This is a genomic window from Rodentibacter trehalosifermentans (genome assembly GCF_002000545.1).
Lineage (GTDB): Bacteria > Pseudomonadota > Gammaproteobacteria > Enterobacterales > Pasteurellaceae > Rodentibacter > Rodentibacter trehalosifermentans.
In genome coordinates this window covers 43649-57843 of record NZ_MLHL01000015.1, presented here as the reverse complement: position 1 = coordinate 57843, position 14195 = coordinate 43649, and the positions used below count along the sequence as shown (strand labels likewise).

Here is a 14195-nt window from a genome sequence, read left to right as displayed (position 1 = left end):
GCTATAACTTAAATTGTTCGCCTAAATAAACACGTTTTACATGTTCATCATTCATCACTTCTTGCGGTGTTCCAGTGGCAATAATTTTGCCTTCGCCAACGATATAAGCACGTTCACACACATCTAAGGTTTCACGCACATTGTGATCGGTAATCAACACGCCTAATCCACGGTTGCGTAAATCGGTAATGATCTTTTTAATATCCGTGACAGAAATCGGATCAACCCCGGCAAAAGGTTCATCGAGCAAAATAAACTTAGGATTGGCGGCAAGGGCTCGTGCAATTTCTACACGGCGACGTTCCCCACCGGAAAGGGATTGTCCAAGGCTATCACGAATATGCCCGATATTAAATTCTTCAATTAATTCATCCGCTCTTTCCCGGCGTTGTTCCGGGCTGAGATCCTTGCGAACTTCCAACACCGCCATTAAATTATCATAAACACTTAAACGGCGAAAAATAGAAGCTTCCTGAGGGAGATAGCCAATTCCACGCTGTGCACGACTATGCATTGGCAACAAGCTAATATCCTCACCATCAATGATGATTTTACCCTGATCTTGTCGTACCAATCCCACCACCATATAGAAAGTCGTGGTTTTACCCGCCCCATTAGGGCCAAGTAACCCCACAATTTCGTTAGAATTAACCGTAAGGCTTACCTCAGAAACGACTTTACGATTTTTATAACTTTTTGCGAGAAATTCGGCATGTAAAACAGACATCGGTTATTTTTTACCTTTTTGTTGTAACTGAGCAGGAATTAATACGGTTTTCACGCGTGATTTCCCCCCATTGGCTTTTAACTGTTGTTTTTTCACATCGTAAGTAATGCGTTCGCCATTAATTTTGCTATCAAGTTGTTTTAACTCTGCATTGCCTGTCAGCGTTAAAAATTCCGCCCCCAGATCATAATGGACTTTATTGGCTTTACCATCTACCGGTTTCCCATCATCTAACAACTGGTGAAAGGTCACCGGCATACCAAAGGCTTCCACCGTTTCTTTTTTACCTGAATTTTCCGGCGGACGGGTAATCACCACTTTGTTCGCTTTAATCAGAATTGAACCCTGTGTAATCACCACATTATCGGTAAATGTCACTACACTATTTTCCATATCTAAAGATTGATTATCGGAAACAATATTAATGGGTTGATTGGTATCATCTTTCAACGCCGAAGCCGAAAAAGAGGTGAACACCAATGTCGTGAGAAGAAAAAGCTTATGGTTTATTAATTTCATAGTATGTTTTTACCTGTTCTTTTAATGTGGCCGTTTGCTGACGCAAATTTCCCATCATTTTTAATCCTGTGGAATAAAAATTTTGTCCGTTAATTTTCACCGAACTTTCAGAGGTGATATCTTGTGTTTTTAAATCGACCTGGGCGGATTGAGTTTCAACCCGCTGAAGACGGGAAGTTGGCTCCAAACTTTCAGCGATAACATCGCCTTCCAAATATAATATTTCCTCTTTTGTCAGCACGGCTTTTTTCGCACTTAACTTCCAACTTTGTGCTTCAAACACCTTTGCCTTATCATTTTTTGTCGAGGAATGAGGCTCTGCCACATCAAAAAGATAAACCAATGGTGCAATAAAATTGGTTTTACCGTCCTGATTAAAATACTCAACGTGATCCGACAAAGCGAAATACTGCTTTTTGCCTTCCGGTGAAAAAACCGTGGTTTGCATTTTTTCACCCACATAATCAGGGCTATCCGGGGATTTCAACAAACTTTGTAAATCGCCGTTATCTTGATTTAACGAATAATACCAGCCCAATAAACAAAGTGCCGCCGCACCCAGAATAATATTCCAACGAATATTCATAAAAATGTTTTGTCCTGTGTCAATTTGAGGGCGAATAATACCATAATTTTAGCCTTGTTCTAGCCCTAAAGGCGATTAAAAAACAAACTATTTTAATCTGACAAAATGAGATCTTTTAACAGTTGGTAAATCTCACGATACGCTTTTGAGGGCTTATTTTGCGCACGCTCTTTCTGTGCTGCCCGAATTAAATTGCGCAACTGCTGACGATCCACCGAGGGATATTCATTAAATAACTCGGTCAATGCCACATCGCCTTTTTCAACCAATTCATCACGCAATATTTCTAATTTATGGAGCATGGCTTGTTGTTGAAGATGTTTATTTTCAATTTTATCCAAGGCATCACGGATAGGGCTAACATCAATGCCCCGAAGCAATTTACCGATATATTGTAACTGGCGGCGGCGAGCTTCTTTTTGAAAACGTTGTGCAAGCTCAATGGCGTCTAGCAACGCCTCATCAAGTGGCACTTTTGACAAATTATTTTTCGTCAAATTCACCAGCTTTTCACCCAGTTGTTTTAACTCTTGTGCATCACGTTTAATTTCACTTTTACTGACCCAAATGATCTCTTCTTGTTCTTCATCTTCCCAGTCAAAGACTTCTTTTTTATTACGCTTTGCCATGTTATCCCTTCTCTAAAATTTGGGCGCATTTTAGCATAAACTTTGAAAATAAGATAAAATGCGAAAAATTTTTAACGGAAAAAAGACAATGAAAACAACAGAAAATCAGACCGCACTTTTAAAGACACAAGAGCAGGAATTACGCCAAGCCGTCAGCTTTGCCTTGGAAATGGCACAAAAAGCCGGCGCCAGTGCAGAAGTGGGGGTCACCAAAGTGAGCGGTTTATCCGTTTCAACCCGTTTACAAGAAATTGAAAATGTCGAATTTACCAATGATGGCGCGTTGGGTATTTCCGTTTATTTAGGGCAACAAAAAGGCAATGCCTCCACTTCTGATTTAAGTGAAAGTGCCATTAAAAATGCCGTAGATGCCGCATTGGCAATTGCTAAATATACCTCACCGGATGACTGTGCCGGTTTGGCGGAAAAAGAATTAATGGCATTTCATGCACCGGATTTGGAACTTTATCACCCGGCAGAGATTGATGTTGAAAAAGCCATGGAACTTGCCTTTCAAACCGAAAAAGCGGCATTGGAGGCGGATAAACGTATTATCAATAGCAATGGCGCCAGTTTTAATTCTCATTGCGGTGTCCGTGTTTATGGCAATACCTACGGAATGTTACAAAGTTATTTATCCAGCCGTTATTCCTTATCTTGCTCCGTTATAGGCGGTGTGGAAGACGCATTGGAAAATGATTACGAATACACGGTTTCACGGGAATTTGACAAGCTCCACTCACCTATTTGGGTGGGCGAAAATGCGGCTCAAAAAGTCGTGAAACGCTTAAATCCACAAAAATTAACCACCCGAGAAGTGCCTGTGATTTTCTTAAACGATGTCGCAACCGGCATTATCTCCCATTTTGCAGCCGCCATTAGTGGGAGTAGTTTATACCGTAAGTCGAGTTTCTTACTCGATCATTTAGGCAAAGCAGTGCTCCCCCCTTGGTTTAACCTCAGCGAACGCCCTCATCTTCTCCGCCGCCTAGCCTCAACCCCTTTTGATAGTGAAGGCGTGCGTACGCAAGATTTAGAAATCGTACAAAATGGCGTGTTACAAACTTATTTACTCACTCATTACAGCGGCAAAAAAATGGGTATGAAAAGTACCGGTCATGCTGGGGGGATTCATAACTGGCTGGTTCAACCGAATTTAACCGGCGGATTAACCGCACTATTACGGGAAATGGGAACAGGTTTGTTAGTCACCGATGTGATGGGGCAAGGGGTGAACATTGTCACCGGTGATTATTCTCGTGGCGCTTCGGGCTTTTGGGTAGAAAACGGAGAAATTCAATATCCCGTGGCAGAAATCACCATTGCTGGGCAACTCCCCGATATGCTGAAAAATATGGCGGCGGTCGCTGATGATATCGAAACCCGTTCTAACATTCAAACCGGCTCGATTTTATTGGAAAAAATGAAAGTTTCAGGAAATTAACCCATCAATAAGCCCACAATGTTAAACCAACGTGGGCTTATTAATTTAATAAATTATTGACCAAATGCCGCTTGATATTCTTTTTCATTAAACCCAATCAATGCTTTTCCTTCCTGCATAATAATCGGGCGTTTGATTAACGTTGGGTTCTGTGCAAGCACAGAAAGTGCGGTCGTTTTTGACAATGTTTTTTTCACCTCATCGGCTAAATTCCGCCAAGTGGTACTGCGTTTATTCACCAGATTTTCCCAACCAAATTGTGCTTCCGCCTGCTCTAAAAAATCACTATCCAACCCATCCACACGATAATCATGCAATTTATGCTCAATATGGTGATCCGCCAGCCATTTCAACGCCTTTTTCACCGTGTCGCAGTTTTTAATGCCGTAAACAATAATCATAAATCACCTATGCTTTGCTTTAATAGATTCATTAACTCCTTTAGATTTTCTAATTCATGATCTTTTTGGGCTAATAGTTCATCTTTATACTTAAGTTCTAATTCTAGCTTTTCAATCGTAAATTGTGCCTCTTGACTACCATAATAATTGTTACGGAAGTGATTTTGGTTATTTTCTCCCCCAATCAATATCACACCATTATCACTAGGTGATAGAAGATCAATTAAGTCAATTTGAAAAACAGAAGCAATTTGCTTAAGTTTATGCAGGCTAAGATTAGTTTCACCACGTTCAATTTTTGCATAGCCAGTCACAGACATATTCATTCTTTCTGCCATTTCTTCTTGCGACCAATGATTCAATTCTCGAAATAATCGCACTTTTTCATTTATCCCCATTTTATCCTCCTCGTGTTGTCAAGTAACAAACAGTATAGAATATTGTAACTATTGCAATCTTTCTCATGAAAAACATCCGTTTATAATGCGAAAGGATGCTCGAACTTTGCGATTTTAACCTAAAGTCATCAAAGTGTCGTGCATAATTCGTAAGTTAAATTTACATTGGAGTATATATGAAAAAAATCATTATGATTTTATTAGCAACTTTTACATTAAGCACATTTTCATCTTTTGCAAATGCAGGAAGATGCGATCACAGTTGGCAATACGCAAAAGATGGTTCAGCCTGTGGTGATCGTGCTGCAGATCGTCGACCTGGAGGCAGATAAATGAACAAATTCTTACTAGGTGTAATACTTTTGACTCTCTCTTATGATTCTTTAGCCGCTAGGGTTAGATGCTCTGACTTTGCAACTCAAGCTGAAGCCCAACGATATATGGAACAAAATGGAGCTTATAATTTAGATGGAGATCGTGATGGAGAAGCCTGTGAGTGCTTACCTGGTGGTAGCAAATACGGCTCGTCTGTTTGTCGCCAATAATAGGCAGAAAAGAATTTAAGTTAAAATTAATCTGATAAGCACTGTAATTTTAGGTTAGGACTGTCAGATTGAATTTGCTCTTCTGCAGTTTATATTATTAATTCATTTTCCACCTTAAAGGATAAAATATGAAAACATTCATCCCAATTTTAATGCTAAGTGTGATTTTAATAGGTTGTTCCAGTCCATCATCTAAGCTAACTAAAAAGCAAGATTCTTTTATTGCGGAAGGTGAGGAATATTTAAGGCAAAATGATTTAGTTAATGCGGAAAGGAGTTTTCGTTTAGCATCCAAAAACGGCAATCCCGCAGGAATTGTGGGGCTAGGTTTAATTGCACACCAACAAGGCAATTTACAGCAAGAAGAATATTATTATCGACAAGCCTACGACAGAGGCTTTTTATTTGCTGGTTACAAGTTAGCCAAATTTTATATGCAAACTCTTTCTCCGAGAAATTGTCAACTTGGAATACACTATTTAGTGGAAGCAGGATTTAGAGGAAATATTGACGCTCTTGATAGCTTGAAAAATGAATTTGGCTCATATCCAAGTAATTTACACGATTTCCGAAAACACTCACATTTAGTTGTAATTCCAAGTGCAGCTTTGGTAGACAAACTGAATAGAGATAAAGCAGGTTCTGGTGATATTCTGGCTCAGAATATAATAAATTCACTATTACAGAAATGCCAAACAAGAGATTGGAGCTTATAACTCTTATTTGGAATAGTAGAAAAGTTTGTAGGAGTGAAACATTTTGCTTCAATAAATGAAATCATTCGGGTTTGATGATTTGCTCCAGCAATAATAGAATTCTTATGTAGAAGATCAAACCCAATCTGACAGTTCCCATTTAAAATTATGTACTTGTCAGATTAGGTCTGATATTCACATTTAACTTAATAGAGAATTAATCCGTTTAATAAAGGCTACCGGATTTTCTAAAGCACCACGTTCGGCAAGCATGGCCTGTTCAAGCAATAGTTCGATCCAGTCGGCAAACTCTGCTTCGTCTGCCATATCCGCCACTTTTTTCACCAAATGATGTTCCGGATTAAGCTCAAAGGTGTATTTCACTTCCGGCACGGGCTGACCTGCGGCAGCAAAGAGTTTTGCCATTTGGGTGGTCATTTGATCGTTATCGGTGGAAACCACTGCAGGGGTATCCGTTAATCGGTGGGTTAAACGCACCGCTTTAACCCGATCGCCTAACAAGGTTTTCACGCGCTCTACAAAACTTTCAAAGGCTTTGTCCTGCTCTTTTTGTGCGGCTTCTTCTTTGTCTGCTAAATCACCCAAATCCAAATCCGCTTTGGTTATGGTTTGTAAGGCTTTGCCATCAAACTCTGTTAAGTAGCTCAGCATCCATTCATCAATACGATCGGATAATAATAAGACTTCAATGCCCTTTTTATTGAATAATTCCAAATGCGGGCTGTTTTTCGCTGCAACATAGCTATCGGCTGTGATGTAATAAATGGCTTTTTGCCCTTCTTTCATTCGGGATACATAATCTTCCAACGAAACGGTTTGCTCACTGCTGTCATTATTCGTGGAGGCGAAACGTAGTAATTTTGCAATGGTTTCTTTGTTGCTAAAGTCCTCCGCTGGGCCTTCTTTTAACACGAGTCCAAATTCTTTCCAGAATTGTTGGTATTTTTCTGCGTCGTCTTTCGCCAATTTTTCCAACATTTGGAGAGAGCGTTTGGTTAGGGCTTTGCGTAATGCTGCAGTGATTTTATTGTCTTGTAAAATTTCACGGGAAACGTTTAGCGGTAAATCATTGCTATCAATTAAACCACGCATAAAACGCAGATAATTCGGCATAAATTGTTCCGCATCATCCATAATGAACACCCGTTGAACATAGAGTTTCAAACCGTGTTTATGCTCACGATTAAATAAATCCCAAGGGGCTTTGGACGGCACATAAAGCAAACTGGTGTATTCTTGATTACCTTCCACTTTGTTGTGCGCCCACAACAGTGGGTCGGCAAAATCGTGACTTAAGTGTCTGTAAAATTCTTGGTATTCCTCATCGGAAATGTCATTTTTACTGCGTGTCCAAAGGGCATCGGATTTATTGATTTTTTCCCATTTTTCACCGGTTTCTTTACCTTCCTCATCATATTCTTTGGTCAGCATTTCCACCGCAAGACCAATATGATCGGAATATTTGCCAATCACCTCACGCAAACGCCATTCATTTAAGAATTCTTTTTCATCTTCACGCAAATGCAAAATCACATCCGTACCACGGGATTTTTTCTCAATATCCGCAACGGAATACTCCCCTTCCCCGGCGGATTCCCAAATGACCGCTTTATCCGCCGGTTCACCTGCAGCACGGGTTTTCACCGTGACTTTATCTGCCACAATAAAGGCGGAATAAAAGCCCACACCGAATTGACCAATAAGCTGGCTATCTTTGGCTTGATCGCTCCCCAAGGCATTTAAAAACTCTTTAGTGCCGGATTTGGCAATAGTGCCTAAATGATCGATCACTTGCTCACGGGTCATCCCGATACCGTTATCACTGATGGTTAATGTGCCTTTGTCGCTATCAAAACTAATGCGCACGCGTAATTCACCGTCATTTTCATAAAGCGCAGGGTTAGAAAGCGCTTTAAAACGAAGCTTATCCGCCGCATCGGAGGCATTGGAAATCAGCTCACGCAGGAAAATTTCTTTATTGGAATATAAAGAATGGATCATTAATTGGAGAAGTTGTTTGACTTCCGATTGAAAGCCACGGATTTCTTGGTTTTGAGACATGGTTTTTCCTTATAAAGTGAAATAGGTAAAATTGAACCTCACAGATATAAGAGTAAAAATGGGATTTTCAAGGGGGAAAAAAAAGAGCGGTTGATTTTACCGCTCTTTTAGGGAAAATAAATTAGAATTGATAGCCAATACCGATTTTGGCGCCATAATTATCGACTTTGGTATCCTCATAAGAACCCAAACGATTGTATTCTACGCCTCCGTTTACATACCAATTTCCACCTAATTGATATTTTGCCCCAGCAACGAAACCATAACCAAATTTAGTTTCTGATCTGTCTTCAAAAATATTCGCTGCACGATTCGTAATTTTGAATTGATTAGCAGAGAGACGAGCCCCAACATAAGGTGTTATCGCTGAATTGAGATCAATATCATAGATCGCTGAAAAACCTAAACCTTGAATTTTAGCCTCTACTTCATCTCCAAAACTATCAGTTCCTGAAAACTTTCCATGATAAGTATAATCCGCCGCTAGACGAACATTTCCTAATTTGTAACCTACCGAAATACGAGGTTCTACTTTAGTCTTATCAAGTTCAGAATAAGATGTGAATTTTGTTTTTGATACACCTAAATCCCCTTGCACATACCAATCGGCATTTGCGGTTGAAGCAACAGATAATGCCCCGATAACTAACGCTAATAATGATTTTTTCATTAGATAACTCCTGTTATTGATTATGAGTGAAAAACCGCTAGAGTATAGCATAAACTTTTTTGTTATCATCTGTAAAAAACGATTTCTCTTTACCTCTCTGCGTAGCCTAATTCTTGTGATATCGCCAATGCTGTTTTTCTAATTTCCTTGAGGAAAAAATCAATGCCTATTTTTTTCAATTTGTATGTCGACATTGAAACAGAAACGGCGTAGTCCACTTGATGAAAAGAATCAAAAATTGGGCAAGCGATACACACCACCCCGATTTCATTTTCTTCTTTGTCCATTGCAAATTGATTTTCTCGGATAGCCTCCAACTCAGCTTCCATTTGATCTAATTGAGTAATGGTATTTTTTGTGAGTGGTTGAATCACCGGTTGATGGCTTTGCCAATAATCCGACAAGTTATCCGCTTTCTTCGGATACGCCAAATAAAGCTTTCCCATCGCCGAGCAATAAAGCTGGATATGTTGGCCAATATAAGCTCGGGTTTTTAACATACCGTGAGTGGGTTCTAACTTATAAATCATAATGGCTTTATCTTCTTCTCTTTGAGAAAAATTGACCGTTTCTCCCAACGTAAGATTAAGCTGTTCTAAATAAGGGGAAACCACATGAATAATATTCATTGAAGTGAGCATTTTTTGCCCGATGCTGAGGCATTTTATGCTTAACCGATAACTCCCTGATGTGGTAGCCGGTTTCACATAACCCTCACTTTGTAAACCTTGTAAAAGACGGTGAACAGTGCTTTTATTCAACCCTGAAATATCCGCTAATTTTGCCAGTGGGCAACCATTGGGGAAATCGCTTAATATATCTAAAAGTCTCAGCCCCCTTATTAGACTTTGATTTCCCATTAATTTTTCTTTTGTCATAGCATTCCTCATTTTCTGTGCATTATATTTCATAATGTGGAATTCTTCTTCATAAAAATGGGATCTCTGTCACAGAACAAAAAAATCATTCATATCTAATTGATTTTAAAGAGATTTAATCTTATTTCTAAAATTGACTTCATCTCAGACTAATTGTATATTGTGAAACATGATTTTACTATTTGAAATTTTAGAGGTATTCCATGAGAGTTTCTTACTCTGATCTCAAAGCAGAATTCAAACGTGTACTCCTTTCCCGTCATGTTCGTGAGGACATTGCGGAAGAATGTGCCACCGTCTTTGCCGATACCACGCAAGCCGGGGCTTATTCTCACGGGGTTAATCGCTTCCCTCGTTTTATTCAACAACTTGAAAATGGCGATATTGTACCAGAAGCCGAACCTACTAAAGTACTCTCATTGGGTGCGATTGAACAGTGGGATGCCCACCAAGCCATTGGGAATTTAACCGCTCAAAAAATGATGGATCGTGCCATGGCGCTTGCCGCTCAAAATGGAATTGGTGTGGTGGCATTGCGTAACGCTAACCATTGGATGCGTGGTGGTTCTTACGGATGGCAAGCGGCAGAAAAAGGCTATATTGGGATTTGTTGGACAAATGCCCTTGCGGTAATGCCACCATGGGGTGCTAAAGAATGTCGTATCGGTACAAATCCGTTAATCATCGCTGTTCCCACCAATCCTATTACCATGGTGGATATGTCTTGCTCAATGTACTCTTACGGCATGTTAGAAGTGCATCGCCTACAAGGTCGCCAAACCCTTGTTGATGCAGGCTTCGATGATGAGGGCAATCCAACCCGTGATCCGGCAACCGTGGAAAGAAATCGCCGTTTAATGCCAATGGGCTTTTGGAAAGGTTCCGGCTTATCCATTGTCTTAGATATGATCGCCACACTGCTTTCCAATGGGGAATCCACTGTTGCCGTCACCGAAGATAAAGATGATGAATACTGTGTTTCCCAAGTGTTTATTGCCATTGAAGTAGATCGTCTTATTGACGGTAAAACAAAAGATGAAAAACTTCAACGTATTATGGACTATGTGAAAACCGCAGAACGTGCCGATCCGAATGTTGAAATCCGTTTACCAGGACATGAATTTACGCAAATTTTGGCAGATAACAAAGCCAATGGTATTCCGGTAGATGACACAGTTTGGGCAAAACTCAAATCCCTTTAAAAGTGCGGTCATAAAAAATAGCGTTTTTAAAGGTCGCTTTCCCCTCAAAGAGGGGAAAAACAAGGAAGCCGTTTTGTGAATAATTTTCCAAACATTTTTAGGGGGAGCTGATGATTTTCGGTCATATTTCTCATATCGTGGCAAACCGTTATCCCAAAGCGATTGTTGCCGCACTCAACTACCTCAAACAAACCGATTTTGATCAACTGAAAAGCGGACGCTATCCGTTGAAAGGCAAATCTTATGTGCAGGTACTTGATCTTATCCCCTCCCCCGAAGAAACCCATTTACCCGAAGTGCATCGTCAATATATTGATGTGCAATATTGGCATAGCGGAATAGAGAGAATGAGAGTTGCAACGGATCGAGGCCATCATCAAGTTGCTGAAAGCTATGATGCAGAGCGTGACATTCTTTTTTATACCCAAGTCGAAAATGAGCAAGAATTGTTATGCCATCCGGGTAATTTTGCCGTTTTCTTTCCGGAAGATGCTCATCGGAGTGCTTGCAAAGAAAATGAACTTTCAACGATTCGTAAAGTGGTCGTTAAAATTGCCCTTGATGACCTTGAGGAGGAACAATGAAAGCATTGGCTCAATTTGTTGGAAAAGCATTAGAAGCCCTTGTGGTGTTTATTTTATCGGTGATGTCGATTTTGGTGTTTCTTAATGTCGTCTTGCGTTACGGCTTTAACAGCAGCATTAGCGTGACAGAAGAAGTGTCCCGCTATATGTTTATCTGGCTCACTTTTTTGGCGGCCGTCTTGGCATTTAATGAAAATCGCCATGTTAACGTCACTATTTTAACCGATAAGCTCTCCCCAAATAGACGGAATATATTAGGTGTTGTGACAGATAGCATCATGCTTTATTGTTGCTATTTGATTGTGGATGGCAGCTGGATTCAGTTCCAATTAAATTGGACGAATCTTGCCCCAATTTCCGGTTTACCACAAGGCATCACTTATCTTGCCAGTGTTGTCGCAGGAACTTTAATCGGTCTATTGCTTATCGCCCGCCTGATTTCAAGAATTATTTTATTAACGAAAGGAGAGAAAGCATGATTGTTGTTATTTTCCTCTCAGTGTTGCTTGCCGCCATTATTTTGGGCATTCCTGTTGCCTTCTCACTGTTGGTCTGCGGCATTGCCTTAATGATCCAACTTGATTTATTTGATTCTCAGATTTTGGCACAGCATTTAATCAGTGGTGCCGATAGCTTTTCGTTAATGGCGATTCCTTTCTTCATTCTTGCCGGTGAGATTATGAATGAAGGCGGCTTATCAAAACGAATTATTGACCTACCGATGAAATTAGTCGGCCATAAACGGGGTGGCCTCGGCTTTGTCGCCATTATCGCTGCTATGATTATGGCAAGCCTCTCAGGCTCTGCCGTAGCCGATACCGCTGCGGTGGCCGCCATGTTATTACCGATGATGAAAACCACCGGCTATCCTGTTGATAAGTCTGCCGGTTTAATCGGTACAGCAGGGATTATCGCCCCAATTATTCCGCCTTCTATTCCTTTTATTGTCTTTGGTGTGGCAAGTGGTGTTTCCATTACAAAACTTTTCTTAGCCGGTATTTTCCCCGGTTTGATGATGGGGGTGATGTTGGCACTACTTTGGTGGTGGCAGGCAAAACGCTTAAATTTAATGACGTTTTCAAAAGCCACAAAAGAAGAGCTCTGTATTTCCTTCAAAAATAGTATTTGGGCGTTATTGCTCCCCGTTATCATCATTGGTGGGTTCCGCTCCGGGATCTTCACCCCTACGGAGGCGGGGGTTGTGGCAGCATTCTATGCCCTTATCGTTTCGTTATTTGTTTACCGTGAACTTAAAATTAAAGACTTATACCGCGTGATCCTCGCTGCGGCAAAAACCACGGCGGTGGTGATGTTCTTGGTGGCTGCCGCCAATGTCACCGGTTGGCTTATCACAGTGGCGGAATTACCACAAATTATGACGGAATTTTTAGAACCGTTAATCGATAATCCAACCCTATTGTTAATCGTCATTATGGTTTCGGTTTTCATTATTGGTATGGTGATGGATCTCACCCCAACCGTGCTGATTTTAACACCGGTACTTATGCCGTTAGTGGAAGAAGCCGGTATCGATCCTGTGTATTTTGGGGTGTTATTTATCTTAAATACCTCCATTGGTTTAATTACCCCGCCGGTGGGCAATGTATTAAACGTCATCACCGGGGTGTCGAAATTACCCTTTGAACAAGCGGCAAAGGGCATCTTGCCTTATCTGGGAATGATGGTTATCTTATTGTTTTTATTTATCTTCTTTCCATCATTGATTTTAGTGCCATTACAATGGATGTTATAAACACAGTTATCTTCTCAACCACTCTTAATTTAGGAGAATATTATGAAGCATTTTAATATGAAATTTTTAGCCACATTAGTTGCCGGTGCAGCAATACTCACAACCTCAGCCGTTTCAGCGGAAACCAGTTTACGATTCGGGTATGAAGCACCGCGTAGTGATACCCAACATATTGCCGCAAAAAAATTTAATGAATTATTAGCAGAAAAAACCAAAGGGGAAATTAAATTAAAATTATTCCCTGATAGCACCCTAGGTAATGCGCAAACGATGATTGCCGGTGTTCGTGGCGGCACCATTGATCTTGAAATGTCCGGCTCGCCAAACTTCACAGGGCTCGTTCCTGCATTAAATGTAATTGATATTCCGTTTATTTTTAAAGACCGTGAACACGTTTATAAAGTGTTAGACGGCGAAATAGGTGAAAACCTGCTAAAAGCTCTTGAAGAAAAAGGCCTTAAAGGATTGGCGTTTTGGGATGTGGGTTTTAGAGCCTTCTCTAACTCTAAACATACTATGACTAAACCTGAAGATGTGAAAGGTTTAAAAGTTCGCACAAACCAAAACCCGATGTATATTGAAGCGTTCACACTATTAGGCGGTAACCCTGTACCAATGCCATTAGCCGAGCTTTACACTGCACTAGAAACCAAAGCCGTGGATGCACAAGAACATCCGATTGGTATTTTCTGGTCTTCTAAATTATATGAAGTGCAAAAATACTTAACCCTTAGTAACCATGGCTACACCCCACTGATTGTAGTGATGAATAAAGCCAAATTTGATGCACTTTCACCGGAATTACAAAAAGCCATTGTCGATTCTGCAAAAGAAGCCGGGGTATTCCAACGTGATTTAAACGTTAAAAATGAGCAAGAGATTATTGCTAAATTGCGTAAAGAAGGGATTGAGGTGACTGAAACCATCGACCCTGCGCCATTTCAAGCCATTATTGAAGAAAAAGTACGCAAATCTTACATCGATAAACACGGAGATAGCTTGGTTAATCAAATTGATGCATTAGCCAAATAAGATCATCTATCACAAGCAGCCACAAATGGCTGCTTGTCTTTTTTATTGAG

At 40.4% G+C, this 14195-nt stretch carries 18 protein-coding genes; 9 read left to right on the top strand and 9 right to left on the bottom strand.

Annotated elements, in window-relative coordinates; all coding sequences use genetic code 11:
• Position 1: 1 nt before the first annotated feature.
• From lptB to yjgA, 4 genes are all read right to left on the bottom strand, one after another.
• Entirely contained in the window at positions 2 to 727 is a 726-nt protein-coding gene (lptB, locus tag BKK52_RS03205) for an LPS export ABC transporter ATP-binding protein (RefSeq protein WP_077416648.1), read from the bottom strand.
• A 3-nt stretch (positions 728 to 730) separates the two neighbouring features.
• On the bottom strand, positions 731 to 1246 hold the full coding sequence (gene lptA, locus BKK52_RS03200) for a lipopolysaccharide transport periplasmic protein LptA (protein ID WP_077477870.1): 516 nt from the start codon (positions 1244 to 1246) through the stop codon (positions 731 to 733).
• A complete protein-coding gene (gene lptC / locus BKK52_RS03195) occupies positions 1227 to 1832 on the bottom strand; it encodes an LPS export ABC transporter periplasmic protein LptC (protein ID WP_077477868.1) in 606 nt (201 codons plus the stop codon). Before lptC ends, lptA begins: the two co-directional genes overlap by 20 nt.
• A 92-nt stretch (positions 1833 to 1924) precedes the next feature.
• Positions 1925 to 2461 (bottom strand): ribosome biogenesis factor YjgA, encoded by a 537-nt coding sequence (gene yjgA / locus BKK52_RS03190; RefSeq protein WP_077477866.1) that lies wholly within the window; start codon positions 2459 to 2461, stop codon positions 1925 to 1927.
• Positions 2462 to 2549: 88 nt separating this feature from the next.
• Here yjgA and pmbA point away from each other — a divergent pair, with 88 nt between their 5' ends.
• Entirely contained in the window at positions 2550 to 3905 is a 1356-nt protein-coding gene (pmbA, locus tag BKK52_RS03185) for a metalloprotease PmbA (RefSeq protein WP_077477864.1), read from the top strand.
• 53 nt (positions 3906 to 3958) lie between these two features.
• Here the strand turns inward: pmbA and BKK52_RS03180 are convergent, their stop codons facing one another.
• Positions 3959 to 4306: an ArsC family reductase gene (locus tag BKK52_RS03180; protein ID WP_077474298.1), complete on the bottom strand. Its 348-nt coding sequence runs from the start codon at positions 4304 to 4306 to the stop codon at positions 3959 to 3961.
• Positions 4303 to 4704, bottom strand: a complete 402-nt coding sequence (locus tag BKK52_RS03175; protein WP_077474297.1) for a helix-turn-helix domain-containing protein — start codon at positions 4702 to 4704, stop codon at positions 4303 to 4305. The genes BKK52_RS03180 and BKK52_RS03175 overlap by 4 nt, the downstream gene beginning before the upstream one ends.
• Before the next feature lie 176 nt (positions 4705 to 4880).
• Here BKK52_RS03175 and BKK52_RS13630 point away from each other — a divergent pair, with 176 nt between their 5' ends.
• From BKK52_RS13630 to BKK52_RS03165, 3 genes are all read left to right on the top strand, one after another.
• Complete coding sequence (locus BKK52_RS13630; RefSeq protein ID WP_165688470.1) at positions 4881 to 5036, top strand: hypothetical protein; 156 nt, start codon at positions 4881 to 4883, stop codon at positions 5034 to 5036.
• A complete protein-coding gene (locus BKK52_RS03170) occupies positions 5037 to 5249 on the top strand; it encodes an excalibur calcium-binding domain-containing protein (RefSeq protein ID WP_077477862.1) in 213 nt (70 codons plus the stop codon).
• A gap of 128 nt (positions 5250 to 5377) precedes the next feature.
• Positions 5378 to 5965, top strand: coding sequence for an SEL1-like repeat protein (locus BKK52_RS03165; protein ID WP_077477859.1), 588 nt, complete (start codon positions 5378 to 5380; stop codon positions 5963 to 5965).
• Between the two features lie 180 nt (positions 5966 to 6145).
• Here BKK52_RS03165 and htpG read toward each other — a convergent pair whose 3' ends face one another.
• From htpG to BKK52_RS03150, 3 genes are all read right to left on the bottom strand, one after another.
• A complete protein-coding gene (gene htpG / locus BKK52_RS03160; protein ID WP_077477857.1) occupies positions 6146 to 8026 on the bottom strand; it encodes a molecular chaperone HtpG in 1881 nt (626 codons plus the stop codon).
• A gap of 121 nt (positions 8027 to 8147) precedes the next feature.
• The gene (locus tag BKK52_RS03155; RefSeq protein ID WP_077420792.1) at positions 8148 to 8696 is read right to left on the bottom strand and encodes an opacity family porin; all 549 of its coding nucleotides are present in this window, start codon (positions 8694 to 8696) and stop codon (positions 8148 to 8150) included.
• 89 nt (positions 8697 to 8785) lie between these two features.
• The gene (locus BKK52_RS03150; protein ID WP_077477855.1) at positions 8786 to 9574 is read right to left on the bottom strand and encodes an IclR family transcriptional regulator; all 789 of its coding nucleotides are present in this window, start codon (positions 9572 to 9574) and stop codon (positions 8786 to 8788) included.
• Positions 9575 to 9777: 203 nt separating this feature from the next.
• On the opposite strand from BKK52_RS03150, the gene yiaK reads away from it, so the two are divergent.
• The 5 genes from yiaK (at position 9778) to BKK52_RS03125 (ending at position 14145) form a co-directional block, all read left to right on the top strand.
• Positions 9778 to 10776 (top strand): 3-dehydro-L-gulonate 2-dehydrogenase, encoded by a 999-nt coding sequence (gene yiaK, locus BKK52_RS03145; RefSeq protein WP_077474295.1) that lies wholly within the window; start codon positions 9778 to 9780, stop codon positions 10774 to 10776.
• Between the two features lie 110 nt (positions 10777 to 10886).
• The gene (locus BKK52_RS03140; RefSeq protein ID WP_077477853.1) at positions 10887 to 11360 is read left to right on the top strand and encodes a NanQ anomerase/TabA/YiaL family protein; all 474 of its coding nucleotides are present in this window, start codon (positions 10887 to 10889) and stop codon (positions 11358 to 11360) included.
• Positions 11357 to 11839, top strand: coding sequence for a TRAP transporter small permease (locus tag BKK52_RS03135; RefSeq protein ID WP_077474293.1), 483 nt, complete (start codon positions 11357 to 11359; stop codon positions 11837 to 11839). The genes BKK52_RS03140 and BKK52_RS03135 overlap by 4 nt, the downstream gene beginning before the upstream one ends.
• Complete coding sequence (locus BKK52_RS03130; protein WP_077474292.1) at positions 11836 to 13113, top strand: TRAP transporter large permease subunit; 1278 nt, start codon at positions 11836 to 11838, stop codon at positions 13111 to 13113. The genes BKK52_RS03135 and BKK52_RS03130 overlap by 4 nt, the downstream gene beginning before the upstream one ends.
• A 42-nt stretch (positions 13114 to 13155) precedes the next feature.
• Entirely contained in the window at positions 13156 to 14145 is a 990-nt protein-coding gene (locus BKK52_RS03125) for a TRAP transporter substrate-binding protein (RefSeq protein ID WP_077474291.1), read from the top strand.
• Positions 14146 to 14195 lie beyond the last annotated feature (50 nt).